The sequence below is a fragment of the Pseudomonas sp. P4_D7 genome, assembly GCF_056401755.1.
Genome location: NZ_JBFUIR010000002.1, coordinates 51,104 through 75,121, shown reverse-complemented (window position 1 = coordinate 75,121; position 24,018 = coordinate 51,104). Strand labels below are relative to the sequence as shown.

The window sequence follows — 24,018 nt, the reverse complement described above, 5'->3', positions numbered from 1 at the left end:
CAACGGACTGCACCGTACTCACATTCCAACCCATTTTGGTTCGAAACTTCCCGTTCGAGCTGGCACCCTGCCACTCAAACGAGCGTCAAACGCCTGTTTCAGGCGACGAACGCTTCTTTTCGGAGCCTTGGTTTGGTTTTTGCATTTTCCGTTCACCGACGCTTGCTTGTTGCGCACGCTCCGCCCCCAAAAGAGGCTCCGATGACTATTAGCGACGCAATCCACCGTTTGCTGCTCGACAACCTGACCACCGCCACCATCCTGCTCGACGCCGAATTGCGCCTTGAGTACATGAACCCGGCGGCGGAGATGCTCCTCGCCATCAGCGGGCAGCGCAGCCATGGGCAGTTCATCAGCGAGCTGTTCACCGAATCCACCGAGGCGCTGAATTCACTGCGTCAGGCCGTAGAGCAGGCGCATCCCTTCACCAAGCGCGAGGCGATGCTCACCGCCCTCACTGGCCAGACATTGACCGTGGATTACGCGGTGACGCCAATCCTCAGCAATGGCGCGACCATGCTCCTGCTGGAGGTCCATCCGCGTGACCGGCTGCTGCGGATCACCAAGGAGGAGGCGCAGCTGTCCAAGCAGGAGACCAGCAAGATGTTGGTACGCGGCCTCGCTCACGAGATCAAGAATCCGCTCGGCGGCATCCGTGGCGCCGCGCAACTGCTGGCCCGCGAGCTGCCGGAAGACAGCCTGCGCGACTACACCAACGTGATCATTGAAGAGGCCGACCGCCTGCGCAATCTGGTCGACCGCATGCTCGGCTCGAACAAGTTGCCGTCGCTGGCGATGTGCAACGTTCATGAAGTGCTGGAGCGCGTCTGCCAACTGGTCGAAGCGGAAAGCCAGGGCTGCATCACCTTGGTGCGTGATTACGACCCAAGCATCCCCGACGTGCTGATCGACCGCGAACAAATGATTCAGGCGGTGTTGAACATCGTACGCAACGCGATGCAAGCGATCAGCAGCCAGAACGAATTGCGCCTTGGCCGCATAAGCCTGCGTACCCGGACCATGCGCCAGTTCACCATCGGCCACGTCCGCCATCGTCTGGTGACCAAGATCGAAATCATCGACAACGGCCCGGGGATCCCGGCGGAACTTCAGGAAACCATTTTCTTTCCCATGGTCAGCGGACGCCCGGACGGTACCGGACTCGGCCTGGCCATTACCCAGAACATCATCAGCCAGCACCAGGGCCTGATCGAGTGTGACAGCCATCCAGGCCACACCACCTTCTCGATCTTTTTGCCACTGGAACAAGGAGCCACATCGACATGAGCCGTAGTGAAACCGTGTGGATCGTCGATGACGACCGTTCTATCCGTTGGGTTCTGGAAAAAGCCTTGCAGCAGGAAGGCATGACCACCCAGAGCTTCGACAGCGCCGATGGCGTGATGAGTCGCTTGGCCCGTCAGCAGCCGGACGTGATCATTTCCGACATTCGCATGCCCGGTGCCAGCGGTCTGGATCTGCTGGCGCGGATTCGCGAGCAGCACCCACGGTTGCCGGTCATCATCATGACCGCTCACTCCGATCTGGACAGCGCTGTCGCCTCGTATCAGGGCGGCGCGTTCGAGTACCTGCCGAAGCCGTTCGATGTCGATGAGGCGGTCTCGCTGGTCAAACGTGCGAACCAGCACGCACAAGAACAGCAAGGCCTGGAAGTGGTGCCGGCACTGACGCGCACCCCGGAAATCATCGGCGAAGCGCCGGCGATGCAGGAAGTGTTTCGCGCCATCGGCCGCTTGAGCCACTCCAACATTACCGTGTTGATCAACGGCGAATCCGGTACCGGTAAAGAACTGGTCGCCCATGCCCTGCACCGCCACAGTCCGCGCGCGGCCTCGCCATTCATCGCGCTGAACATGGCGGCGATCCCCAAGGATCTGATGGAATCCGAACTGTTCGGCCATGAGAAAGGCGCGTTCACCGGCGCAGCAAATTTGCGTCGCGGGCGTTTCGAACAGGCCGACGGCGGCACACTGTTCCTCGATGAAATCGGTGATATGCCGGCCGACACCCAAACCCGCTTGCTCCGGGTTCTCGCCGATGGCGAATTCTATCGTGTGGGCGGCCACGTGCCGGTCAAAGTCGATGTGCGCATCATCGCCGCGACACACCAGAATCTGGAAACCCTGGTGCACGCCGGCAAGTTCCGCGAGGACTTGTTCCACCGCCTCAACGTAATCCGTATCCACATCCCGCGCCTGTCGGATCGTCGTGAAGACATCCCGACCCTGGCCAAGCACTTCCTCAGCCGCGCTGCGCAAGAACTGGCGGTGGAACCGAAGCTGCTGAAGAGCGAGACCGAGGAATACCTGAAGAACCTGCCGTGGGGCGGCAACGTGCGTCAGTTGGAGAACACCTGCCGCTGGATCACCGTGATGGCGTCCGGGCGCGAAGTGCACATCAGCGACCTGCCGCCAGAACTGCTGAACCTGCCGCAGGACTCGGCGCCAGTGACCAATTGGGAGCAAGCACTGCGTCAGTGGGCCGATCAGGCGTTGGCGCGTGGCCAGTCGAGCCTGCTCGACAGCGCGGTACCGGCGTTCGAGCGGATCATGATCGAGACGGCTTTGAAGCACACCGCCGGGCGTCGTCGCGATGCCGCCGTGTTGCTGGGCTGGGGGCGCAATACCCTGACGCGCAAGATCAAGGAATTGGGGATGAAGGTCGATGGCGGGGATGATGATGAGGGGGATGAGGGTTAACGGTTTGTTCGCTTGAGGATTGCTGCGTGCTCAGGATCCATCTCAGCCCTCTCCCAGAGGGAGAGGGCGCAGATCCCGGATGTTTTCGAAACCTGAATTCGGCTCAATATTTCAGGTCGGCGCAACTTGAACCAGCAACTCGGTCAGTCCCCTCTCCCTCTGGGAGAGGGTTAGGGTGAGGGGCCACCGTGCACCGCATCAATGCACAATGACCCGCGATCGCGCACAGCCGCATCGCCACAACTCAACCCTGAAAACGCTGATAAACCCGTTTTCATAAACATCAAAGCCCCGAATTTCGGGGCTTTGATGTCTCTGATCAGCTTTTTTGTTTCAGCAAATGAAAACCTGGCACGCCCCCTGCAATACCTCTTACAGGTGATTCGATTCACCACCCGTTTCGGGGACCTTGGTACAGGCAGGCCGGGGATTCCCCTCTTTACACCGGGCTCATACCGCAACGCGACGAGCCCACCCTTTTGGGATCCTTGGTACAGGCAGGCCGGGGGTTCCCTCTTTACACCGGACCGACGCTAGCAGCGAAGTCCACCCGTTTTGGGAACCCTGATACAGGCAGGTCAGGGATTCCCGCTTTTATTACTCGCGGAGATGGATTTCCAGCCGCCAGCGGTCATCGACCTCACTGCCGACCCAATCGCCCTGCAGCGGCCGCGCCGCCAGCACCGTCAGCAACAACCCTCCGTCACTCGCTCGCGTCCGCCAGTTCACATCTTTGCCATTGAGCTTGAGCTGGCCCTTCTGCGCCGGGCCCTCAGCCTGAAACAGCAGCGCCACCGTGCCATCGATGATTTCGCCGTGCAGCTTGGGCTCGTTGTTGAACCACACCACCAACCCTTGATCCGTCACCTCGACCTGCTGCAACACCGTCGGATCCGGCGTGGTCAGGCGGCCGATCATCAAGCCGATCATCAAGCCGACAATCGCCAGCGAACCGATGACTCGCGGCAATAGTTTCGAACGGTTGTCCACAGGCGGCGTAGAATGCCGCTCATCTTTACCTTCGGAGCCGTGCATGTTTCACGTCATCCTTTTTCAACCAGAAATTCCGCCGAATACCGGCAACGTTATCAGGCTATGCGCCAACAGCGGCTGCCACCTGCATTTGATCGAACCGCTGGGCTTCGAGATGGACGACAAGCGCCTGCGCCGTGCCGGTCTCGATTACCACGAATATGCCACGCTGCAACGTCACGCGAACCTCGCCAGTTGCCTGGAAAGCCTGGGCAATCCAAGACTGTTTGCGTTCACCACCAAGGGTTCGCGACCGTTTCATGATGCCGCGTTCGTTCCTGGCGATGCGTTCATCTTCGGCCCGGAAAGCCGTGGCCTGCCGCCGGAAGTGCTCGACGCGCTGCCGCCGGAACAGCGCCTGCGCCTGCCGATGCGCGAAGGCTGTCGCAGCCTGAACCTGTCCAACACCGTAGCGGTGGCCGTGTACGAAGCCTGGCGCCAGAACGACTTCAAGTAACACCACAAAACAAATGTGGGAGCGAGCCTGCTCACGATTACGGAGTGTCAGGCAACATTGAGTGTCTGACAGACCGCTTTCGCGAGCAGGCTCGCTCCCACATGGGGTGCCGCTGAACCGTCTTATTGAACGGTTGGCGTCTCGCCGCTTTCCTGCATGCGCTGCAGCTCTTGCGCGTACAGGGCGTCGAAGTTCACCGGGGCCAGCATCAGGGCCGGGAACGAACCACGGGTCACCAGGCTGTCCAAGGTTTCGCGCGCGTACGGGAACAGGATGTTCGGGCAGAACGCACCCAGGGTGTGGCTCATCGAAGCCGCGTCCAGGTTCTTGATCAGGAAGATACCGGCCTGTTGCACTTCAGCGATGAAGGCGACTTCTTCACCGTTTTTCACGGTGACGGACAGGGTCAGCACGACTTCGTAAAAATCACCTTCCAGCGCTTTCTGACGAGTGTTCAGATCCAGAGCGACCGCCGGATCCCACTGCTGGCGGAAGATCGCCGGGCTTTTCGGGGCTTCGAAGGACAGGTCGCGTACGTAGATGCGCTGCAAGGAGAATTGCGGTGCGGTTTCTTCTTCGCTGGCTGCAGTGTTCTGTTGGTCAGTCATCTCAGATCCTTATCGATCTTGGGTCTTTTAGGGAGTGCTGTACGTGGGTGCAGCCGTTCAGGCCTTGAGCAGCGCGTCGAGCTTGCCGGCGCGTTCCAGGGCATACAAATCGTCACAACCGCCGATGTGCTTGCTGCCGATCCAGATCTGCGGCACGGACGTACGTCCGGCTTTCTGGGTCATTTCAGCGCGCACTTGCGGCTTGCCATCGACCTTGATCTCTTTGAAGGCCACGCCTTTGTTCTCGAGCAGGTACTTGGCTCGCGAGCAATAAGGGCAGTAATCGCTGGAGTAGACGATGACTTCGCTCATATCACTTCACCAACGGCAGGTTGTCGCCTTTCCAGCTGGAGATCCCGCCGGACAGCTTGGCGGCGGTGAAGCCGGATTTCATCAGCTCGCGGGCGTGTGTGCCAGCGGTCTGGCCCAGCGCGTCGACCAGAATGATGGTCTTGGCCTTGTGTTTTTCCAGCTCGCCGATACGCGCAGCCAGTTTGTCCTGGGGAATGTTCACCGCGCCAACGATGTGGCCGGCAGCAAAATCCTTGGCCGGACGGATGTCCACCACCACGCCTGCGTCTTTGTTGACCAACGCGGTCAGCTCGCCGGTGCTCAGGCTTTTACCGCCGCCCTGCATCGTGTGCGCCAGCAGCAGAGCCAGCAGTACGACGAAGATACCGACAAGAATGTAGTGGTTAGTGGCAAATTCAATCAGGTGAGCAACCATCGAAGGAGGTTCCAGGGCGTTAAAATGTCGGCCAGTATACACAGCCACTATGGTCGGCCAAACCCCGTCCGGCGGTGACGCGGTCGGAACTTAGCTTTAAACTCCAACTCCCTTTTCCATCGCCCTCTTCTTTATTAGCCACGAGTGGATTCCATGACTACCACGCCTAAACCTTTGGTCCTGATGATTCTCGACGGCTTCGGTCACAGCGACAGCCCCGAATCCAACGCCGTTTTTGCGGCGAAGAAGCCTGTTCTGGATCGCCTGTGGGCCACTGTGCCCAACGGCTTGATTTCGGGCAGCGGCATGGACGTCGGCCTGCCGGACGGCCAGATGGGCAACTCCGAAGTCGGCCACATGAACCTTGGCGCCGGCCGCGTGGTGTATCAGGACTTTACCCGCGTGACCAAAGCGATCCGCGACGGCGAGTTCTTCGAGAACCCGACCATCTGCGCCGCTGTGGACAAAGCCGTGGCCGCCGGCAAAGCCGTGCACTTCATGGGTCTGCTCTCCGATGGCGGCGTACACAGCCACCAGGATCACCTGATCGCCATGGCCGAACTGGCCTTCAAGCGCGGCGCCAAAAAAATCTACCTGCACGCTTTCCTTGACGGTCGCGACACCCCACCGAAAAGCGCTGCGTCGTCCATCGAACTACTCGATGCGACCTTCCAGGCACTGGGCAAGGGCCGCATCGCCAGCATCATCGGCCGCTACTTCGCCATGGACCGTGACAACCGCTGGGACCGTGTGGCTCAGGCCTACAACCTGATCGTCGACGGCAACAGCGAATTCCACGCCGCCACTGCGCAGGAAGGTCTGGACGCCGCTTATGCGCGCGGCGAGAGCGACGAATTCGTCAAAGCCACGACCATCGGTGAGCCGGTGAAAGTCGAAGACGGCGACGCCGTGGTGTTCATGAACTTCCGCGCCGACCGCGCCCGCGAGCTGACTCGCGTGTTCGTCGAAGACGACTTCAAGGATTTCGAACGCGCGCGCCAGCCGAAACTGGCCGGTTTTGTGATGTTGACCCAATACGCAGCGAGCATCCCTGCACCCTCGGCGTTCGCCCCGGGCAGCCTGGAAAACGTCCTCGGCGACTATCTGGCGAAAAACGGCAAAACCCAGCTGCGCATCGCTGAAACCGAAAAATACGCCCACGTGACCTTCTTCTTCTCCGGCGGTCGTGAAGAACCGTTCCCGGGCGAAGAGCGCATCCTGATTCCATCGCCGAAAGTCGCCACTTACGACTTGCAGCCGGAAATGAGCGCGCCGGAAGTCACAGACCGCATCGTCGACGCCATCGAAAACCAGCGTTACGACGTGATCGTGGTCAACTACGCCAACGGCGACATGGTCGGCCACAGCGGCGTGTTCGACGCGGCGGTGAAGGCTGTGGAATGCCTTGATACCTGCGTCGGGCGCATTGTCGAAGCGCTGGAGAAGGTTGGCGGCGAAGCGCTGATCACCGCTGACCACGGCAACGTCGAGCAAATGGCCGATGAATCCACCGGCCAGGCGCACACCGCGCACACCACCGAGCCGGTACCGTTCATTTACGTCGGCAAGCGCGACCTCAAGGTCCGTGAAGGCGGCGTGCTGGCGGACGTGGCACCAACCATGCTGAAGCTGCTGGGCCTGGAAAAACCGGCGGAAATGACTGGCACTTCGATTCTGGTCTGACCCGAATCACCAAAACACCGCAAAACCCTGCAGGAGTGAGCCTGCTCGCGATAGCCATCTGACAGTCAACTACTCTGTTGAATGTCAGTAAGCCATCGCGAGCAGACTCACTCCTACATTGGTTTGTGGTGTTTTTCAGGCCAGTTATCACACAGCCCCAATTGGGCGTTTTTTTTGCAGCCTCGGGCGGGCATACTAGGCCGTCCATTACCCTGGTGCCGCCCGCCTCTATGCTCCGCGTCCTGATCGCCCTCGCTCTGACCTGCCTGCTCCAACCGGCCTTCGCTGACGAGCGCGCGCAAACCCAACAACAGTTGGACGCCACGCGTCAGGACATTGCCGAGCTGAAAAAGCTGCTGAGCAAAGTCCAGGAAGAAAAGTCCGGCGTACAGAAAGAGCTCAAGGGCACTGAAACCGAGCTGGGTAAACTGCAGAAGCAGGTCGACGCGCTGCAGAAAGAACTGCAGAAAAGCGAATCCGAGCTGCAGCGACTCGATGCAGAGAAAAAAAAACTCCAGAGCGCGCGCACTGAGCAGCAGCGACTGATCGCCATTCAGGCCCGCGCGGCCTATCAGAACGGTCGGCAGGAATACCTCAAGCTGCTGCTCAACCAGCAGAATCCCGAGAAATTCGCCCGCACCCTCACCTATTACGATTACCTGAGCCAGGCCCGCCTGGAACAGCTGAAGAACTTCAACGAAACCCTGCGCCAACTGGCCAATGTCGAAAAAGACATTGCCGCCCAGCAGGCGCAATTGCTGGTACAGAAAAGCAGCCTCGATACCCAGCGCGACGAACTGGAAAATGTCCGCAAGGAACGCCAGCAAGTGCTCGCCAAGCTTAACGATGACGTGAAGGCCCGCGACCAGAAACTCGCCGCGCGCGAGCAAGATCAGGCAGACCTGTCTAAAGTCCTTAAAACCATTGAGGAAACCCTGGCCCGCCAGGCCCGTGAGGCAGAAGAAGCGCGGCAGAAAGCGCTGATCGCCCAGCAGGAAGCGGAAAAAAAGCGTTTGCGTGAGGCGCAGGCTGAAAACAGCGACGCCCCACGAAAACCCGCTAGATCCACTCCCGGCGCGCTGGTCTCCAGCAGCGGCGAGACCTTCGGTGGCCCTTTTGCTGCAACCCGGGGAAAACTTCCTTGGCCGGTTGATGGTCGATTGTTGGCACGCTTCGGCGAATCCCGTGGCGACGACGCCCGCACCAAGTGGGACGGCGTAATGATCAGCGCCTCCGCCGGCAGCCAGGTGCATGCCGTACACGGTGGTCGCGTGGTGTTCGCCGACTGGCTGCGCGGCGCCGGGCTGCTGGTGATCCTCGACCACGGCAACGGTTTTCTGAGTCTTTACGGTCACAACCAGACACTGCTCAAGTCAGCCGGTGACGTGGTTAAAGCCGGTGAGTCCATCTCCACTGTCGGTAACAGTGGCGGCCAGGACACATCAGCGCTGTATTTCGCAATTCGTCAGCAGGGTCACCCGAGTGATCCAGCACAATGGTGCCGCGCGCAAGGATAAGCGTGCCGCCTAATTCAGGAGTTCGTTCGACATGCTGCATTTGTCCCGCCTTACCTCGCTGGCCCTGACGATCGCCCTGGTGATCGGCGCGCCTCTGGCGTTCGCCGCTCAACCGGCCCCGGCCGTCGCTCCGGCAGGCACTGCCGCGACTTCCAAGGCACCGTTGCCGCTGGAAGAATTGCGCACCTTTGCCGAGGTCATGGACCGGATCAAAGCCGCTTACGTCGAACCGGTGGACGACAAGACCCTGCTGGAAAACGCGATCAAGGGCATGCTCAGCAACCTTGATCCGCACTCGGCTTATCTTGGCCCGGAAGACTTCACCGAGCTGCAGGAAAGCACCAGCGGTGAGTTCGGCGGCCTGGGCATCGAAGTCGGCGCCGAAGACGGTTTCATCAAAGTCGTCTCGCCAATCGATGACACCCCGGCGTCGAAGGCCGGCATTCAGGCCGGCGACTTCATCGTCAAGATCAACGGTCAGCCGACGCGCGGCCAGACCATGACCGAAGCCGTCGACAAAATGCGCGGCAAGATCGGCCAGAAAATCACCCTGACCCTGGTACGCGACGGCGGTACGCCGTTCGACGTGACCCTGGCCCGTGCGGTGATTCAGGTGAAGAGCGTCAAGGCGCAGCTGCTGGAAACCGGTTATGCGTACATCCGCATCACCCAGTTCCAGGTCAAGACCGGCGAAGAGGTTTCCAAGGCCCTGGCCAAGCTGCGCAAGGACAACGGCAAGAAGCTCAACGGCATCATTCTCGACCTGCGCAACAACCCGGGCGGCGTGTTGCAAGCGGCGGTGGAAGTGGTCGACCATTTCATCACCAAAGGTCTGATCGTTTACACCAAAGGCCGCATCGCCAATTCCGAACTGCGTTTCTCGGCCACCGGCAAAGACGAAAGTGAAGCCGTGCCGATGGTCGTGCTGATCAATGGTGGCAGTGCCTCGGCTTCGGAAATCGTCGCCGGCGCCCTGCAGGACCAGAAACGCGCGGTGGTCATGGGCACCACCAGTTTCGGCAAAGGCTCGGTACAAACCGTACTGCCGCTGAACAATGACCGTGCATTGAAGATCACTACCGCGCTGTACTTCACGCCGAATGGTCGTTCGATTCAGGCGCAGGGCATCGTTCCGGACATCGAAGTGCGCAAGGCCAAGATCACCAACGAGGCCGATGGCGATTACTTCAAGGAAGCCGACCTGCAAGGTCACCTGGGCAATGGCAACGGCGGCGCGGACAAACCAACCGGCTCCGGCGCCAAGCCCAAAGCCATGCCGCAGGATGATGACTATCAATTGGCCCAGGCCCTGAGCCTGCTCAAAGGGCTGAGCATCACGTCCGGCCGTTGAGGATGTCGCTGCGTTTCGTCCTCGTTCTGTTGTGCTGTCTGGCGGGTGCTGCTCACGCAGAGCCCGCCAGCCCAAAGCCACACAAAGCCTACCTGACATTGATCATCGACGACCTGGGGCAGAACCTGCCCCGGGATCGCCGCGTGCTGGCCCTGCCCGGCCCGGTGACCACGGCGATCATGCCGGACACCCCGCACGCCACCGAGTTTGCCCGCGAAGCCCATCGCGCCGGCAAGATCGTTATCCTGCACATGCCCATGGACCCGGCCACCGGTCCCTATGCCTGGCACCCCGAACTGCCCATCGAAGAACTGGAAAAACGCCTCAACGCCGCGTTCAAAATGGTCCCCTACACTGCCGGCATCAATAACCACATGGGCAGCCGCATGACTGCGCAACCGGTGGCGATGGCCTGGTTGATGGGCGAACTGCAGCGCCGGCACAAGTTCTTCGTCGACAGCCGCACCAGCGCCCAGACCGTGGCGGCGCAGCAGGCGCAGAAGATCGATCTGGCCAGTGTCTCGCGGGACGTGTTTCTTGATGACGAGCGCACTGAGGCAGCGATCTACACGCAGTTGCAGACCGCGATCAGCCTGGCGCGCAAGCAGGGTTCGGCGGTGATGATCGGCCATCCCTATCCGCAGACACTGGCGGTGCTCGAGCGCGAACTGCCGAAGTTGAAGGGCCAGGGAATCGACTGGATCGATATCAAACAGATGATCAGCCTGCGCAGCAATCGCGCCATGGCCAGTCATGGTAAAGACGGGGTTTACCGGTAATACCCTGTGACGCTAGCACATACATAGTTACCACCCGGAAACCGTCCCCATTCCCGATAGTGCGACCTGCAACAGGTCGCGACGCCCTCGCGTCGCTTTCAACTATCAGGAATCATCATGACTATTGAAGACAACACCGCAGCGCATCCCATGCCAATGGAACCGATCATGCAGGACAATCTGCTGATCAACTTCACCACGGAGTTTCACCGGGTCTGGAGCACTAACGGCTCAAAAGCCAAACCTGCCACATTCTGGCGCCCCACTCCTGCTCCGGATGCATTGCCGGGCTACTTTCCGCTGGGCGACGTGCTCTTTCCCGGCGACGCCAATATCAATGGCGAAATGGTCGCAGCCGTGGTCTGCGAGAAAGATATGGCAGGGTCCTTAAGCACTAAAGGAAAGGCACTGGCCCGCCCTGCCGATTTTGAACTGGTCTGGAAAGAAACCGGAGCGCCCGGTGTTACTCGCATGTCGATCTGGCGACCTCTGGCACCCGTCGGTTACGTCGCTCTGGGGCTCGTATGCTCCAACGATCACTGCAAACCTTCGTTGAACTCGGTGCGCTGCGTCAGGCTCGACCTGGTCATAGCAGCGAACGTCGGTGATCTGATCTGGAATGACAAGGGCAGCGGTGCCAAGCTCAGTTTCAGCGCCTTTGGCATCGAACCGTCGACTGCCGCCGCAGGCGACATCCATTTTGCGCCCGGCACCTTCGTGGGCATCCAGGGCTACAGCAAGCCTGCAGCACCTTCGACGGCGTATGGCTTGCGCATGCAAATTCCGCTGCAAGTCAGCGCATCGCCGCAAATTCCGACCCTCACCGGATACACGAAGCCCGTAGTGAACGAACCCGCCACCGTCACCCAGATTGCCCGCCTGCCTTGGTTCGCAGTGCGAGATCATGCTCATCCCGGCGAACAATTTCGCAATTCGCCTTACTACGAACTGAAGAGAACTGACGAATATGTGCTCATTGGTCACGAGCGCAATGAATCGGACAAGCATCGGGCCGTTAAATGGACAGCACCACGTCTGCAGAACGCGGTGACAATGCGCATGTTCCATAGTTTTACCGCCATGGAAATCGTCAAAGCCTGGCCGACCGTGCCTCTCAGCGATATCCGCATGACAAAATTCTCGGCCTGCCTGCCAAAAAGTTTGACCCGCACCGAAACGTCTTCCAACGGTTGGAACGAGCTACGATCTCAAGTGGTTGTTGCCATGGCGCCGAAGCAAACAGCCGTCGCGGTTTATCAGATGCAAAGCCATTACGAGTTGGTACGGGAAGACGGTACTCAAGTGGCGGTCGACTTTGGTTATACCGATGATTCAAGCGTTCTGCTGACGCAATATCCGCCGGAGTCCGTTGAGCTCGCCAGCGCGTGTCCGCCGCTGACGACAGACACCCCGGCAATATCTGGCACCGATGGCGCCAACGCTAAAGAGCAGCCATCATCGGGCCTGGATGTCGTTATAGATACCGCCCCATGATTTCGTCCACCACGCCTTCTTTGCGCAACTGATCCAGCGCAGCCTGAAGCTTGGCGACCACTTCGTCGGAGACGTCCTTGTTCAGCGCCAGATACAGTTCTGCACTGTTGAAGCGCAGCACGGTCTTGAGACCGGTGACACCGTCCTGCCGCGCCAGATAACGCCCGGCAGGATCACCGGTGGCCCACAGGTCGATCTGACCATTGACCAGTTTCTTCGCGTTGTCCTGATCGCGCAGCACTACTATCGGCTTCAGACCTTGTTTGGTCAGTGTCTCGGCAATCGCATCGCCCTTGTAGGCACCGATCTTGTACTTGCGCGCATCATTGAGGGTTTCGAGGGTGATCTTGCTGTCAGCCTTGGCCAGCATGATCCAGTCATCCGGACCGATCGGGCCGACCCATTTGAAGAGCTTTTCGCGGTCCGGCAGACGCGCCATCACGAAGGCGCCATAACCGGGATTTTCCAGAGCCAGTTTGTAGACGCGCTCCCAAGGAAAGCGCAGGGTCAGGCTGTAAGTGATGCCGGCACGCTGGAACACTTCGCGCACGATGTCGGTGGCGATGCCATTGATGTTCTCGCCCTGGGCGAAGTTCTTGCCGTTTTTCGCCATGTTATACGGCGGGAAATTTTCGGTGAGGAGCACCAGATCGGTGTCGGGACTGTTTTCGGCGCGGGCGGTGTTGATGAGCAACATCGATGCACTGGCGAGAACAAGAAGCAGGCGTTTGATCATGTCGGGCTACCGGAATCCATGGCGTGCCCAAGAGTGCCTTGGGTGCGCCATGCTGTCCACTGGCCTGTATCGATCGTGACGCTTAACGCATCACGATCCCGCGATGCGCCATATAGGCCTTGGCTTCCTGCACGGTGTATTCGCCGAAGTGGAAAATACTCGCCGCCAGCACCGCACTGGCATGGCCCTCGAGAATGCCGTCAGCCAAGTGCTGCAGATTGCCGACGCCGCCGGAAGCGATCACCGGGATGCCCAGCGCATCGCTGATCGCGCGGGTCACGCCGAGATCGAAACCGTTTTTCATGCCGTCCTGATCCATGCTGGTCAGCAGGATTTCACCAGCACCGAGGCCTTCCATTTTCTTCGCCCACTCGACCGCGTCGAGGCCGGTTGGCTTGCGCCCGCCGTGGGTGAAGATTTCCCAGCGCGGGGTTTCGCCCGGGCCGGAGACTTTCTTCGCGTCGATGGCGACAACGATGCACTGCGAGCCGAAATGCTGCGCCGCTTCACCGACGAACTCCGGGTTGAACACGGCAGCGGTGTTGATCGACACCTTGTCCGCACCGGCATTGAGCAGGTTGCGGATGTCCTGCACGGTGCGCACGCCGCCGCCGACGGTSAGCGGGATAAACACCTGGCTGGCCATGCGCTCGACAGTATGCAGCGTGGTGTCGCGACCATCGACGCTGGCGGTGATGTCGAGAAAGGTAATCTCGTCGGCACCCTGCTCGTCATAACGACGGGCGATTTCCACCGGGTCACCGGCGTCACGAATGTTTTCGAACTTCACACCTTTGACGACCCGGCCGTTGTCCACGTCCAGGCAAGGGATGATGCGTTTGGCCAGCGCCATGGTCAGTCCTCAGCCTTGGTACGAATCGCAGAAAGCTTGCGCTTCGGCGACGTCGAGGGTGCCTTCGTAAATCGCCCGGCCGGTGATGGCGCCGATGATGCCTGGTGCTTTGGCGTCGAGCAGCGACTTGATGTCACCCAGATTGTGGATGCCGCCGGAAGCGATCACCGGGATCTTGGTAGCAGCGGCCAGCGCAGCGGTGAACGGCACGTTGCAACCCTGCATCATGCCGTCTTTGGCGATGTCGGTATAAACGATCGAGGAGACGCCGTCGGCTTCAAACTGCTTGGCCAGATCGATGACCTGCACGGTGCTGATTTCAGCCCAGCCATCGGTGGCGACGAAACCGTCTTTGGCGTCCAGACCGACGATGATCTTGCCCGGGAACGCGCGGCAGGCTTCAGCGACGAACGCTGGATCTTTCACGGCTTTGGTGCCGATGATCACGTAGCTCACGCCAGCCTTGACGTAGTGCTCGATGGTTTCCAGCGAACGGATGCCGCCACCGATCTGGATCGGCAAAGTCGGATAGCGCTTGGCGATCGCAGTCACCACTTCGCCGTTGACTGGCTGGCCTTCGAACGCGCCGTTCAGATCGACCAGATGCAGACGGCGGCAACCGCCCTCCACCCACTTGGCAGCCATGCTCACCGGGTCATCGGAGAACACCGTGGAATCTTCCATGCGGCCCTGACGCAAACGTACGCAGGCACCGTCTTTAAGATCGATAGCGGGAATAATCAGCATCTGGCAAACCTTCAAATTTGAATGTTCAGCTTGGCTCGGAAATCAGTTTTTCTCGAGCGCCCACAGGTCGCTTTCGATGCTTTCAAACCGCTCTTTGAGGTGGGTCTGCACATCGAAAATCGCCCTGTTGTAATAGTGCGGAGCAATTTCGCGGGTAAACAGCTCAAGAATTTCCGCCGCTTCGAACGAACCGAGATCCAGTTCGAAACGGTCTTCCATGAACCGCTGAATCTTGCGATTGGCCTCGTTCTCCTGTTCGGGAGTGAGGGTCAGAATCGGCGGCTTGGACTTCTTGGCAGCCATTTACCAGCGACCGTCCCACGCAGCGAAGTTCTGCAGCAATTGCAGGCCATGGGTATGGCTCTTCTCCGGGTGGAACTGCACGGCGAAGCGCGAGCCATCGGCCAGCGCCGCAGCGAAATCGACACCGTAATGACCGCCACCGACCACCTGCCGCGCGTTGGCGGCGGCGATGTAGTAGCTGTGCACGAAGTAAAAACGCGCCATGTCCGGAATGTCGTGCCACAACGGGTGGCTGACCTTCTGCTTCACCTCGTTCCAGCCCATGTGCGGGACTTTCAGGTGCTCGCCGTCTTCATGCAGGTCTTTGCCGAAGAACTTCACCGCGCCCGGGAACAGGCCGATGCAGTCGACGCCGTCGTTCTCTTCACTGGTGTCGAGCAACGCTTGCATGCCGACACAGATACCGAGGAACGGACGATCCTGACTGACTTCACGCACCAGTGAATCGAAGCCGAGGCGACGGATCTCCGCCATGCAATCGCGAATTGCGCCAACACCGGGGAACACCACGCGGTCAGCTTCGCGAATCACGGCTGCATCGCTGGTGATCAGCACTTTACCGGCGCCGACGTGCTCGAGGGCTTTGGCCACCGAGTGCAGGTTGCCCATGCCGTAATCGATAACTGCAACCGTCTGCATTACAGAACGCCTTTGGTCGATGGCATTTGCCCGGCCATGCGCTCATCCAGCTCGACAGCCATGCGCAGCGCGCGGCCGAAAGCCTTGAACACGGTTTCGATCTGGTGGTGGGTGTTGGTGCCACGCAGGTTGTCGATGTGCAGACTGACCAGCGCGTGGTTGACGAAGCCCTGGAAGAACTCCTGGAACAGGTCAACGTCGAAGCCGCCGACGGTGGCGCGGGTGTACGGCACGTGCATCTGCAGGCCTGGACGACCGGAGAAGTCGATGACGACGCGCGACAGCGCTTCATCGAGCGGCACGTAAGCATGACCGTAGCGACGGATGCCTTTTTTATCGCCGATGGCTTTGGCAAACGCCTGGCCGAGGGTGATACCGACATCTTCCACCGTATGGTGGTCGTCGATATGCAGATCGCCCTTGCATTCAATATCCAGGTCGATCAACCCGTGACGGGCGATCTGATCCAGCATGTGCTCAAGAAAAGGAACACCGATATCGAATCGGGCCTTTCCGGTGCCATCAAGGTTGATCGAGGCTTTGATCTGGGTTTCCAGAGTGTCGCGCTCGACAGACGCCTTACGTTCGGCCATCACCAGCTCCGCAAAATCATTGGGCGAAAAAGGCAGCCATTATAGGCACGCGAGGCGCAAACAGAAACACGAGAGGTGAGATGGCTGACGGATAGAACGCCCGGCTGTCGCGGGTAGACATGTCCATACAAGCCATTACAGGCAGCGCAAAAACAAATGTGGGAGCGAGCTTGCTCGCGAATGCGGTGGGTCAGCCAACACTTATGTCGACTGATATTCCGTCTTCGCGAGCAGGCTCGCTCCCACAGGTTCGGTGTTTATTCAGCTAACACCTTAGTGAAACAGTACCGCCGTTTTCTGCAGGGTAACCCACACACCCCACGCCAACGGAATACCCACCACCAGCCACGCAGCGATCGCCAGCGGCTTGCTGCCCGGGGCGGCTTTCCACTCCAGGACCGTGCTGGCATCAGCACCTTTGTCGTGACCCAGCGCCTGTTCGGCAGCCAGCTCAGCGTCGGTCATGAAGTATTTGTCAGCCACCGGACGCACCAGCAGGTTGCACAGGAAGCCCAGCACCAGCAGGCCTGCGAGGATGTACAGGGTGATGTCGTAAGCGGCAGCGCGTTCAACGCCGATGCTCAACTGATACTCACGCAGGTAGTTCACCAGCACCGGACCGAGCACGCCGGCCGCAGCCCAAGCGGTCAGCAGACGACCGTGGATCGCACCGACCATCTGCGTACCGAACAGGTCGGCCAGATACGCCGGCACCGTGGCAAAACCGCCGCCGTACATCGACAGAATGATGCAGAACGCCGCCACGAACAGCGCAACGTTGCCCAAATGGCCCATGTTCGGGATCAGCGCGTACAGGGCAAAACCCAGGGCGAAGAACACGAAGTAGGTGTTTTTGCGGCCCAGGTAGTCCGAGAACGAAGCCCAGAAGAAGCGGCCACCGATATTGAACAGGCTGAGCAGACCGGTGAAACCGGCAGCAATCGCAGCGATCGAAGCCAGTTGCCCGGCGTCGAGCTGACCAAACGGCACATCGACACCCAGCAGTTTGCCGCCGAACACTTCCTGCAGCAGTGGCGAAGCCATGCCGAGGATGCCGATGCCGGCAGACACGTTCAGGCACAGCACCAGCCAGACCAGACGGAATTGCGGGGTTTTCCACGCCACATTCACGTGCACGTGACGGTGGGTGATCATCGAGTTCGAGGCTTTCTTCGCCGGAGCGGTCCAGCCTTCAGGTTTCCAGCCGGTTGGCGGAACGCGGTAAGCCAGAGCACCACCGATCATGAACACGAAGTAGATCGCGGCCATGGCGACGAAGCTCTGCCAGACGCCGACACCGGTTGGCGAAGCGAAGTGGCTCATCAGCGCGGTTGCCAGCGGTGCACCAACCATCGCGCCGCCACCGAAGCCCATGATTGCCATGCCGGTAGCCATGCCGCGCTTGTCCGGGAACCACTTGATCAGGGTCGAGACCGGCGAGATATAGCCCAGGCCCAGACCGATACCGCCGATCACGCCAGAGCCAAGCCACATCAGCCAGATCTGGTGGGTATAAATACCCAACGCGGAGATCAGCAGACCGCCGCACCAGCACAGTGCAGATACGACACCGGCCTTGCGTGGCCCCGCGTGTTCCAGCCAGCCACCCCAGATCGCTGCCGAGCAGCCGAGGAAGATGAAGAACAGCGTGTAGATCCAGCCGAGCATCGAGATCGGCCAGTCGCAGTTCGACGAAAATACCTGTGCGATGAAGCTCATGTCCGGTGCGCAAGCCACCGGAGCGGTGACGCCCAGCGCCTTGGACAGCGGCAACCAGAACACCGAAAAGCCATAGGCCATGCCGATGCACAGGTGGATGGCCAGAGCGGCCGGTGGGACTAGCCAACGGTTGAAACCGGGCTTGGCGATGATGCGTTCCTTGGACAGGAACGCGGGCTGATCGGCTTTGAGGCCGTCCGCCGTGATGCTCGTGCTCATTGTGTATCCCCCAATTATTAGTATGGTTCGCCAGCCACTATTCACCCCCGGCCTTTATGCACGCAGGCATGACCGTTTTTTTGGGTGAAGCTCCTTGAAGGCGCGACGTTAAGTCGCAGAAGGACGGACGAACGGGCGAAGGTTACCATTTGCACGTGACAGAAAAACCAAACTGATATCACCTTTTTTCTGTCGTCTGATCTCGTATCACTCAGGAAAACGCCATGCCAATCGTCGTACAAGCGCTGAACGCCGCCAATTATCAGGATCAGGAGGATTTGCGGAAGATTTATCGCGACGCGCCGGACTGGCTGTTTGCGCCGTTTTCCGGTGAAAACAATCTGATCGACCGCACGCTCGCCGAGGGAAGTTTTATTGCCGGGCGTTTCAACGACCGCCTGCTCGGTGCCGCTCGTCTACAGAGGCACCACGACGTTTGGTACTTGTCCCATTTATGCGTACGAAAAGTTACCCGTCGCCGTGGGGTTGCTGAACGGCTGGTGAACCAAGCGCAGAAAATGGCGTCGCAAGCGGGGGCTGAACTGCGTCTGCTGGCGCCTGCCGGGCATCCTGAAGCCTTGGCAATCGCAGCGAAGTTACACCTCCCGCTGGAGGTAATGGCAACATGACGCCACACCGAACCGGGCAATTGCAGCGCTATACTCCCCGGCTAAATTACGAATTCGACTAACTACAAGGACTCGCCCATGAAAGCGTTCGGCAAAATCCTGGGTCTGGTACTTCTCGGATTGTTGCTGATCATTGTGGCGGCAGGTTTTGCCCTGACCCACCTCTTCGATCCCAACGATTACAAAGACGAGATTCGCCAGATAGCCCGCGACAAGGCCCACATCGAGCTGACGCTCAATGGCGACATCGGCTGGAGCCTGTTCCCGTGGCTCGGCCTGGAACTGCACGAGGCCAGCGTTGCCACCCTGATCAATCCGACTGAACCGTATGCCGATTTGCAGATGCTCGGCCTGTCCGTGCGGGTACTGCCGCTGTTGCGCCGCGAAGTGCAAATGAGCGATGTCCGCGTTGAAGGGCTGAACCTGCGCCTGAAACGCGACAAAAACGGCCACGGCAACTGGGAAGACATTGGCAAGGTACCGACAGCCGCCGCACCTGCCGGCAGCCCGGCACCTGCTAGCGCAGCCACTGCACAAGCCCCTGCCCAACCGGAAAAACCGCCACAGCCGATCCGCCTCGACATCGACAGCCTGACCGTCAACAACGCCCGCGTTGAATACAACGACGAGCTGACCGGCAAGCAATTCAGCGCCGAGAGCATCCAGTTGAGCACCGGCCCGGTACACGATTCGACGAATATTCCGGTGAAAGCCACGGCATTCCTCGGCACCAACCAGCCGGTCCTGCGCGTGCGTACCGAGCTCACTGGCGAACTGCGCATCGAGCGCGCACTGCAGCGCTACAAATTCGAAGACATGAAGCTGTCCGGCGAACTGGCCGGCGATCCGTTGCAAGGCAAGACCATGACCTTCGCAGCTCAGGGCCAGTTATCGCTGGATAAAGCGGCGAACGTCGCCGAATGGACCGGTATCAAAATCTCTGCCAACCAGTTGCGCGCCTTGGGTGAGCTGAAAGCCAATGACCTCGACAAGACCCCGCAAATCACTGGCGGGCTCTCCATCGCCCAGTTCGATCTGGCGAAATTCGTCGACAGCATCGGTCAGAAACTGCCGGCCATGGCCGAGGGCAGTCTGAGCAAAGTCGAATTGGTCAGCCGCGTTGCCGCCACGCCAACCAGCATCGCCTTCGACAACATCAACCTGAAACTCGACGACAGCAGCTTCAGCGGCCGCATCGCCGTCGAAGACTTCGCCAAACAATCGCTGCGGGCAATTCTCAAGGCCGATACGTTCAACGCTGACCGCTACCTGCCGCCGAAATCGGCACAAGCCAACAGCGCCACGCAAGTGCGTCAGGCCGAAGTCGCCAGCACCGAAGCCGATGCCATGGCCGGTGCCGGCTCTACTCCACTGCCGGACAAACCAAGCAAAACCGCCTGGAGCACCGAGCGCCTGTTACCGGTTGAGCGCCTGGCCAAACTCGACGTCGATGCCGATCTGACCTTCGGCCAACTGACCCTCGACAAACTGCCGATCCAGAACGCCGCACTGAAAGCCACCGGCCAAGGCGGCTTGCTGACCCTGACCAACCTGAGCGGCGAACTGTACAACGGCGGTTTCGCCGCCAATGGCACCCTCGATGTACGCCCGAGCGCGCCTGTGCTGAACCTGCAGACCAAGCTCAATCGCGTGCCTGTAGAAAAAATCCTCGAAAGCCAAGGCAAGAACCCGCCCGTCAAAGGCCTGGTAACCCTCACCAGCAATGTCACTGGCAGCGGCAACAGCCAGCAGGCGCTGATCGATACGCTTAACGGCAACGCCAGTTTCGTGATCAACAACGGCGTGCTGCTCAACGCCAATCTTGAACAGCAACTGTGCAAAGGCATCGCCACGCTTAACCGCAAAACCCTCAGCGGCGAACCACGCGGTAAAGACACGCCATTCCAGGAACTCAAGGGCAACCTGACTTTCCGCAATGGCATTGCCAGCAACCCGGACCTGAAAGTGCGCATCCCCGGCATGACCGTCAACGGTGACGGCGACATCGACTTGCGCGTGCTCGGCATGGACTATCGCGTCGGCATCATCGTCGAAGGCGACACCAGCGCCATGCCGGATCCGGCGTGTCAGGTCGGCGAAAAATTCGTCGGCATCGAATGGCCACTGCGCTGCCGTGGCCCGCTGGAATTGGGCGCCAAGGCCTGCCGTGTCGACAACGATCGCCTCGGTCAGGTCGCAACTAAACTGGCCGGCGACAAGCTCAGCGAAAAAATCGACGAAAAACTCGGTGACAAGGTCAGCCCGGAACTGAAAAACGCATTGAAGGGGCTGTTCAAGCGATGAGAGCGGAGCAATTTTCCACGGCGGTGCTGGATTGGTTCGACCGCCACGGCCGCCACGATCTGCCTTGGCAGCAGAACATCAACCCGTATCGGGTGTGGGTGTCGGAGATCATGTTGCAGCAGACCCAGGTCAGCACCGTGCTCAATTACTTCGACCGTTTCATGGCCGCGCTGCCGACGGTCGAAGCGCTGGCAGAAGCCCCCGAAGACGAAGTGCTGCACCTGTGGACCGGGCTGGGTTACTACACCCGCGCGCGCAATTTGCAGAAGACTGCGAAGATCGTCGTCAGCCAATACGCTGGCGAGTTTCCGCGTGACGTTGAAAAGCTTACCGATCTACCAGGCATTGGTCTGTCCACTGCCGGCGCCATCGCGAGCATCAGCATGGGCCTGCGCGCGCCGATCCTCGACGGCAACGTCAAACGCGTGCTGGCGCGTTTTACTGCGCAAGAGGGCTACCCCGGCGAGCCGAAGGTCGCCAAACAACTGTGGGCCACCGCTGAACGCTTTACGCCGCACGATCGGGTCAACGCCTACACCCAGGCGATGATGGATCTCGGCGCCACACTGTGCACGCGTAGCAAACCGAGCTGCCTGCTGTGCCCGCTGGAGCGTGGCTGCGAGGCGCACATGCTCGGCCTGGAAACCCGCTACCCGATTCCCAAGCCGCGCAAAGCCATTCCGCAGAAGCGCACGCTGATGCCGATGCTGGCCAACGGCGACGGCGCGATTCTGCTCTACCGTCGCCCCTCGAGCGGTTTGTGGGGCGGTCTGTGGAGCCTGCCGGAACTCGACGACCTCGATGACCTGCAACATCTCGCCGATCAGCACTCGCTAACCATGGGCGAGCAGCAGGCGCTGCCGAACCTCGTTCACACGTTCAGCCATTTCCAGCTGTCCATCGAACCCTGGCTGGTTCAGGTGCAGGAGGCCGCCCATCACGTGGCCGAGGCCGACTGGCTCTGGTATAACCTCGCCACCCCGCCGCGCCTGGGCCTCGCCGCCCCGGTCAAAACCTTGCTCGAACGCGCGGCCGCCGTCTTGAATGCAGGAGAGTCGCCATGACCCGCACCGTAATGTGCCGCAAGTACAAAGAAGAATTGCCCGCGCTGGACCGCGCCCCTTTCCCGGGCGCCAAAGGTCAGGATATTTTTGACCACGTCTCGGCCAAGGCCTGGGCTGACTGGCAGAAACACCAAACCCTGCTGATCAACGAAAAGCGTCTGAACATGATGAACGCCGAAGACCGCAAATATCTTCAGGGCGAAATGGACAAGTACTTCTCCGGCGAGGAATACGCCAAGGCCGAAGGCTACGTTCCGCCTGCTGAGTAAACCCTGCAAAATCGGGGGCCGGATCGTAAGCGACGGAATTAATTTAAGAAATTTTAAAAAAGTCGTTGACGTAAATCCGAAAAACCCTTTTAATGCGCCCCGTTGCCCAGATAGCTCAGTCGGTAGAGCAGGGGATTGAAAATCCCCGTGTCGGCGGTTCGATTCCGTCTCTGGGCACCAAATACCGAAAACCCTGAATCGCAAGATTCAGGGTTTTTTTATGCCTGCGATTTGATCACGCCTCTCTCTGCGCCCCGCAACGCCCTCCTCTCGATACACCTCAAACCCGCCTGTACTGAAAAATACCCAAAATCTGTATCTCTCCCCATGTAGGAAAATTCGCCAGTATTCCTCCAAGCCTTGGCGAGCCAACGACTGGCTCTACTTTGCGCCCCGCAACACTCTGGGCCTCTGAAGCCCTCAGAGCGCAAAACCTGATTTTTTGAATAGATCGGCGTCCACCGCAAGGTCACTTCCTGTCCAGCTAAAAAATCTAAAAACAAACCCAACAGGCGAACTGCATTTACTGCTTTTCAAACATTCCAGGATGAATGCTGGCGCCCCTGTGCGCCCGGCAAAAGAGCGAAACGGACGACGTATGATCAAGCAACTTATCAATGAAGACAGTTATGTGCAGATTGGCGATCTGTGCAGCGCAACGATTCAGCTGAAAATCGAAGGACTGAATCCTGCCGGATCGATCAAGCTCAAAACCGCACATGCCCTGATCACGGATCTGGAAAACCAGGGCCGGATTCACCATAAGACTCGCCTGGTCGAGTCTTCCTCGGGGAATCTGGGGGTCGCGCTGGCCATGGTCTGCGCCGCCAAGGGCTACAAGTTTGTCTGTGTGATCGACCCGAACATTTCTGCGCCGAACAGAAAACTCATGCAGGCACTGGGCGCCGAAATGATCATGGTCGATCAGCGTGACGAAAACGGCGGCTACCTGAATTCGCGTATCCGTTTGATCGAGCAACTGGTCGCAGAGAACGCCGACTACATCTGGCTCAATCAATACAAAAACCCGACCAACCCCCTCGCTCACTATCAAGCGACCGCGAAGTCCATCGCCCATAAGTTTCCACACGTGGACTACTTGTTCGTCGGCGCCGGTACCACCGGTACTTTGATGGGCTGCAAGAACTACTTCGCCGAACACCATCCGCACACCAAAGTGATTGCCGTCGATACGGTCGGCTCGGTGACCTTCGGTCTGCCGGGCGGTACGCGGCATATCCCGGGGCTGGGTACCAGCCGTCTGCCAGAGATCTTCGAGCCGTCAGGGATTCACGACTTCGTATCGATCGCCGAGGAACAGACGATCAAGGTCTGCCGCTGGCTGGCGCAACGCTACGGCCTGCTTTTTGGTGGCTCCACCGGCACTGTCCTGGCGGGCATCCAGCAATGGGCGCCGCACATCCGTCCTGACGATGTCGTCGTGGCGATCTCCCCCGACATGGGTGAGCGCTACCTCGAAACCATCTACTCCGATGACTGGGTCACCCAGCGAATCGGCGCAAGCGCTTTGCAATCACTCTTTCCAGAAATCGCTCTGGCACTCTCGGCGTAATC

Annotated in this window: 24 protein-coding genes and 1 tRNA gene; 14 read left to right on the top strand and 11 right to left on the bottom strand. The window is 59.6% G+C overall.

Features of this window, described 5'->3' with window-relative positions; all coding sequences use genetic code 11:
- Positions 1–201: 201 nt before the first annotated feature.
- The gene (glnL, locus tag AC1DVF_RS01755; protein WP_007909240.1) at positions 202–1,287 is read left to right on the top strand and encodes a nitrogen regulation protein NR(II); all 1,086 of its coding nucleotides are present in this window, start codon (positions 202–204) and stop codon (positions 1,285–1,287) included.
- Positions 1,284–2,720: a nitrogen regulation protein NR(I) gene (ntrC, locus tag AC1DVF_RS01750; protein ID WP_007909238.1), complete on the top strand. Its 1,437-nt coding sequence runs from the start codon at positions 1,284–1,286 to the stop codon at positions 2,718–2,720. Before glnL ends, ntrC begins: the two co-directional genes overlap by 4 nt.
- Before the next feature lie 597 nt (positions 2,721–3,317).
- Here the strand turns inward: ntrC and AC1DVF_RS01745 are convergent.
- The gene (locus AC1DVF_RS01745) at positions 3,318–3,755 is read right to left on the bottom strand and encodes a hypothetical protein (protein WP_095047168.1); all 438 of its coding nucleotides are present in this window, start codon (positions 3,753–3,755) and stop codon (positions 3,318–3,320) included.
- On the opposite strand from AC1DVF_RS01745, the gene AC1DVF_RS01740 reads away from it, so the two are divergent.
- A complete protein-coding gene (locus AC1DVF_RS01740; RefSeq protein ID WP_257356843.1) occupies positions 3,754–4,209 on the top strand; it encodes a tRNA (cytidine(34)-2'-O)-methyltransferase in 456 nt (151 codons plus the stop codon). The genes AC1DVF_RS01745 and AC1DVF_RS01740 overlap by 2 nt on opposite strands.
- Before the next feature lie 122 nt (positions 4,210–4,331).
- Here AC1DVF_RS01740 and secB read toward each other — a convergent pair whose 3' ends face one another.
- From secB to AC1DVF_RS01725, 3 genes are read right to left on the bottom strand one after another with little or no spacing between them, the layout of a single operon-like run.
- On the bottom strand, positions 4,332–4,817 hold the full coding sequence (secB, locus tag AC1DVF_RS01735) for a protein-export chaperone SecB (RefSeq protein ID WP_007909233.1): 486 nt from the start codon (positions 4,815–4,817) through the stop codon (positions 4,332–4,334).
- A 57-nt stretch (positions 4,818–4,874) separates the two neighbouring features.
- The gene (gene grxC, locus AC1DVF_RS01730; RefSeq protein ID WP_038359971.1) at positions 4,875–5,129 is read right to left on the bottom strand and encodes a glutaredoxin 3; all 255 of its coding nucleotides are present in this window, start codon (positions 5,127–5,129) and stop codon (positions 4,875–4,877) included.
- 1 nt (position 5,130) lies between these two features.
- Entirely contained in the window at positions 5,131–5,544 is a 414-nt protein-coding gene (locus AC1DVF_RS01725) for a rhodanese-like domain-containing protein (protein WP_083367280.1), read from the bottom strand.
- Positions 5,545–5,697: 153 nt separating this feature from the next.
- Between AC1DVF_RS01725 and gpmI the strand changes: the two genes are divergently transcribed.
- The 5 genes from gpmI (at position 5,698) to AC1DVF_RS01700 (ending at position 12,368) form a co-directional block, all read left to right on the top strand.
- Positions 5,698–7,227: a 2,3-bisphosphoglycerate-independent phosphoglycerate mutase gene (gpmI, locus tag AC1DVF_RS01720; protein ID WP_477781917.1), complete on the top strand. Its 1,530-nt coding sequence runs from the start codon at positions 5,698–5,700 to the stop codon at positions 7,225–7,227.
- 230 nt (positions 7,228–7,457) lie between these two features.
- Positions 7,458–8,744, top strand: a complete 1,287-nt coding sequence (locus tag AC1DVF_RS01715) for a murein hydrolase activator EnvC family protein (RefSeq protein WP_038359965.1) — start codon at positions 7,458–7,460, stop codon at positions 8,742–8,744.
- Positions 8,745–8,775: 31 nt separating this feature from the next.
- On the top strand, positions 8,776–10,095 hold the full coding sequence (locus AC1DVF_RS01710; RefSeq protein WP_053116593.1) for a S41 family peptidase: 1,320 nt from the start codon (positions 8,776–8,778) through the stop codon (positions 10,093–10,095).
- Positions 10,096–10,097: 2 nt separating this feature from the next.
- Positions 10,098–10,874, top strand: a complete 777-nt coding sequence (locus AC1DVF_RS01705; protein ID WP_093430034.1) for a divergent polysaccharide deacetylase family protein — start codon at positions 10,098–10,100, stop codon at positions 10,872–10,874.
- A 117-nt stretch (positions 10,875–10,991) separates the two neighbouring features.
- On the top strand, positions 10,992–12,368 hold the full coding sequence (locus AC1DVF_RS01700) for a Vps62-related protein (protein ID WP_460089544.1): 1,377 nt from the start codon (positions 10,992–10,994) through the stop codon (positions 12,366–12,368).
- Here the strand turns inward: AC1DVF_RS01700 and AC1DVF_RS01695 are convergent.
- From AC1DVF_RS01695 to AC1DVF_RS01665, 7 genes are all read right to left on the bottom strand, one after another.
- A complete protein-coding gene (locus AC1DVF_RS01695; protein WP_093430032.1) occupies positions 12,349–13,104 on the bottom strand; it encodes a substrate-binding periplasmic protein in 756 nt (251 codons plus the stop codon). The genes AC1DVF_RS01700 and AC1DVF_RS01695 overlap by 20 nt on opposite strands.
- 82 nt (positions 13,105–13,186) lie before the next feature.
- Entirely contained in the window at positions 13,187–13,957 is a 771-nt protein-coding gene (gene hisF / locus AC1DVF_RS01690) for an imidazole glycerol phosphate synthase subunit HisF (protein ID WP_007897430.1), read from the bottom strand.
- 9 nt (positions 13,958–13,966) lie between these two features.
- On the bottom strand, positions 13,967–14,704 hold the full coding sequence (gene hisA / locus AC1DVF_RS01685) for a 1-(5-phosphoribosyl)-5-[(5-phosphoribosylamino)methylideneamino]imidazole-4-carboxamide isomerase (RefSeq protein ID WP_003220753.1): 738 nt from the start codon (positions 14,702–14,704) through the stop codon (positions 13,967–13,969).
- 42 nt (positions 14,705–14,746) lie between these two features.
- Positions 14,747–15,007 carry a DUF2164 domain-containing protein gene (locus AC1DVF_RS01680; protein WP_003220751.1) on the bottom strand — a complete coding sequence of 87 codons (261 nt, stop codon included), beginning with the start codon at positions 15,005–15,007 and terminating at the stop codon, positions 14,747–14,749.
- Positions 15,008–15,646: an imidazole glycerol phosphate synthase subunit HisH gene (gene hisH / locus AC1DVF_RS01675; protein WP_007909206.1), complete on the bottom strand. Its 639-nt coding sequence runs from the start codon at positions 15,644–15,646 to the stop codon at positions 15,008–15,010.
- Positions 15,646–16,239 (bottom strand): imidazoleglycerol-phosphate dehydratase HisB, encoded by a 594-nt coding sequence (gene hisB / locus AC1DVF_RS01670; RefSeq protein WP_007909204.1) that lies wholly within the window; start codon positions 16,237–16,239, stop codon positions 15,646–15,648. Before hisB ends, hisH begins: the two co-directional genes overlap by 1 nt.
- Positions 16,240–16,512: 273 nt before the next feature.
- Positions 16,513–18,177: an OFA family MFS transporter gene (locus tag AC1DVF_RS01665; RefSeq protein ID WP_099757746.1), complete on the bottom strand. Its 1,665-nt coding sequence runs from the start codon at positions 18,175–18,177 to the stop codon at positions 16,513–16,515.
- Positions 18,178–18,401: 224 nt separating this feature from the next.
- Here AC1DVF_RS01665 and AC1DVF_RS01660 point away from each other — a divergent pair, with 224 nt between their 5' ends.
- From AC1DVF_RS01660 to sbnA, 6 genes are all read left to right on the top strand, one after another.
- Positions 18,402–18,806 (top strand): acetyl-CoA sensor PanZ family protein, encoded by a 405-nt coding sequence (locus AC1DVF_RS01660; protein WP_460089542.1) that lies wholly within the window; start codon positions 18,402–18,404, stop codon positions 18,804–18,806.
- A 78-nt stretch (positions 18,807–18,884) separates the two neighbouring features.
- Complete coding sequence (locus AC1DVF_RS01655) at positions 18,885–21,110, top strand: AsmA family protein (RefSeq protein ID WP_099757745.1); 2,226 nt, start codon at positions 18,885–18,887, stop codon at positions 21,108–21,110.
- Positions 21,107–22,174, top strand: a complete 1,068-nt coding sequence (gene mutY, locus AC1DVF_RS01650; RefSeq protein ID WP_186620707.1) for an A/G-specific adenine glycosylase — start codon at positions 21,107–21,109, stop codon at positions 22,172–22,174. Before AC1DVF_RS01655 ends, mutY begins: the two co-directional genes overlap by 4 nt.
- The gene (locus tag AC1DVF_RS01645; RefSeq protein WP_016986336.1) at positions 22,171–22,443 is read left to right on the top strand and encodes an oxidative damage protection protein; all 273 of its coding nucleotides are present in this window, start codon (positions 22,171–22,173) and stop codon (positions 22,441–22,443) included. The genes mutY and AC1DVF_RS01645 overlap by 4 nt, the downstream gene beginning before the upstream one ends.
- A gap of 104 nt (positions 22,444–22,547) precedes the next feature.
- A tRNA-Phe gene (locus AC1DVF_RS01640) sits at positions 22,548–22,623 on the top strand.
- 418 nt (positions 22,624–23,041) lie between these two features.
- Positions 23,042–24,016 carry a 2,3-diaminopropionate biosynthesis protein SbnA gene (gene sbnA, locus AC1DVF_RS01635; RefSeq protein WP_320413760.1) on the top strand — a complete coding sequence of 325 codons (975 nt, stop codon included), beginning with the start codon at positions 23,042–23,044 and terminating at the stop codon, positions 24,014–24,016.
- The last annotated feature ends 2 nt before the right edge of the window (positions 24,017–24,018 follow it).

Bases quoted from the DNA above. Each gene is read 5' to 3' on its own strand.
- hisH (WP_007909206.1), bottom strand. From the start codon at position 15,646: ATGCAGACGGTTGCAGTTATCGATTACGGCATGGGCAACCTGCACTCG.
- AC1DVF_RS01740 (WP_257356843.1), top strand. From the start codon at position 3,754: ATGTTTCACGTCATCCTTTTTCAACCAGAAATTCCGCCGAATACCGGC.
- AC1DVF_RS01655 (WP_099757745.1), top strand. From the start codon at position 18,885: ATGAAAGCGTTCGGCAAAATCCTGGGTCTGGTACTTCTCGGATTGTTG.
- sbnA (WP_320413760.1), top strand. From the start codon at position 23,042: ATGATCAAGCAACTTATCAATGAAGACAGTTATGTGCAGATTGGCGAT.
- AC1DVF_RS01710 (WP_053116593.1), top strand. From the start codon at position 8,776: ATGCTGCATTTGTCCCGCCTTACCTCGCTGGCCCTGACGATCGCCCTG.
- hisA (WP_003220753.1), bottom strand. From the start codon at position 14,704: ATGCTGATTATTCCCGCTATCGATCTTAAAGACGGTGCCTGCGTACGT.
- AC1DVF_RS01680 (WP_003220751.1), bottom strand. From the start codon at position 15,007: ATGGCTGCCAAGAAGTCCAAGCCGCCGATTCTGACCCTCACTCCCGAA.
- AC1DVF_RS01715 (WP_038359965.1), top strand. From the start codon at position 7,458: ATGCTCCGCGTCCTGATCGCCCTCGCTCTGACCTGCCTGCTCCAACCG.
- AC1DVF_RS01745 (WP_095047168.1), bottom strand. From the start codon at position 3,755: ATGCACGGCTCCGAAGGTAAAGATGAGCGGCATTCTACGCCGCCTGTG.
- AC1DVF_RS01665 (WP_099757746.1), bottom strand. From the start codon at position 18,177: ATGAGCACGAGCATCACGGCGGACGGCCTCAAAGCCGATCAGCCCGCG.
- glnL (WP_007909240.1), top strand. From the start codon at position 202: ATGACTATTAGCGACGCAATCCACCGTTTGCTGCTCGACAACCTGACC.
- secB (WP_007909233.1), bottom strand. From the start codon at position 4,817: ATGACTGACCAACAGAACACTGCAGCCAGCGAAGAAGAAACCGCACCG.
- AC1DVF_RS01645 (WP_016986336.1), top strand. From the start codon at position 22,171: ATGACCCGCACCGTAATGTGCCGCAAGTACAAAGAAGAATTGCCCGCG.
- AC1DVF_RS01705 (WP_093430034.1), top strand. From the start codon at position 10,098: ATGTCGCTGCGTTTCGTCCTCGTTCTGTTGTGCTGTCTGGCGGGTGCT.
- grxC (WP_038359971.1), bottom strand. From the start codon at position 5,129: ATGAGCGAAGTCATCGTCTACTCCAGCGATTACTGCCCTTATTGCTCG.
- gpmI (WP_477781917.1), top strand. From the start codon at position 5,698: ATGACTACCACGCCTAAACCTTTGGTCCTGATGATTCTCGACGGCTTC.
- AC1DVF_RS01725 (WP_083367280.1), bottom strand. From the start codon at position 5,544: ATGGTTGCTCACCTGATTGAATTTGCCACTAACCACTACATTCTTGTC.
- AC1DVF_RS01695 (WP_093430032.1), bottom strand. From the start codon at position 13,104: ATGATCAAACGCCTGCTTCTTGTTCTCGCCAGTGCATCGATGTTGCTC.
- mutY (WP_186620707.1), top strand. From the start codon at position 21,107: ATGAGAGCGGAGCAATTTTCCACGGCGGTGCTGGATTGGTTCGACCGC.
- AC1DVF_RS01660 (WP_460089542.1), top strand. From the start codon at position 18,402: ATGCCAATCGTCGTACAAGCGCTGAACGCCGCCAATTATCAGGATCAG.
- hisB (WP_007909204.1), bottom strand. From the start codon at position 16,239: ATGGCCGAACGTAAGGCGTCTGTCGAGCGCGACACTCTGGAAACCCAG.
- AC1DVF_RS01700 (WP_460089544.1), top strand. From the start codon at position 10,992: ATGACTATTGAAGACAACACCGCAGCGCATCCCATGCCAATGGAACCG.
- ntrC (WP_007909238.1), top strand. From the start codon at position 1,284: ATGAGCCGTAGTGAAACCGTGTGGATCGTCGATGACGACCGTTCTATC.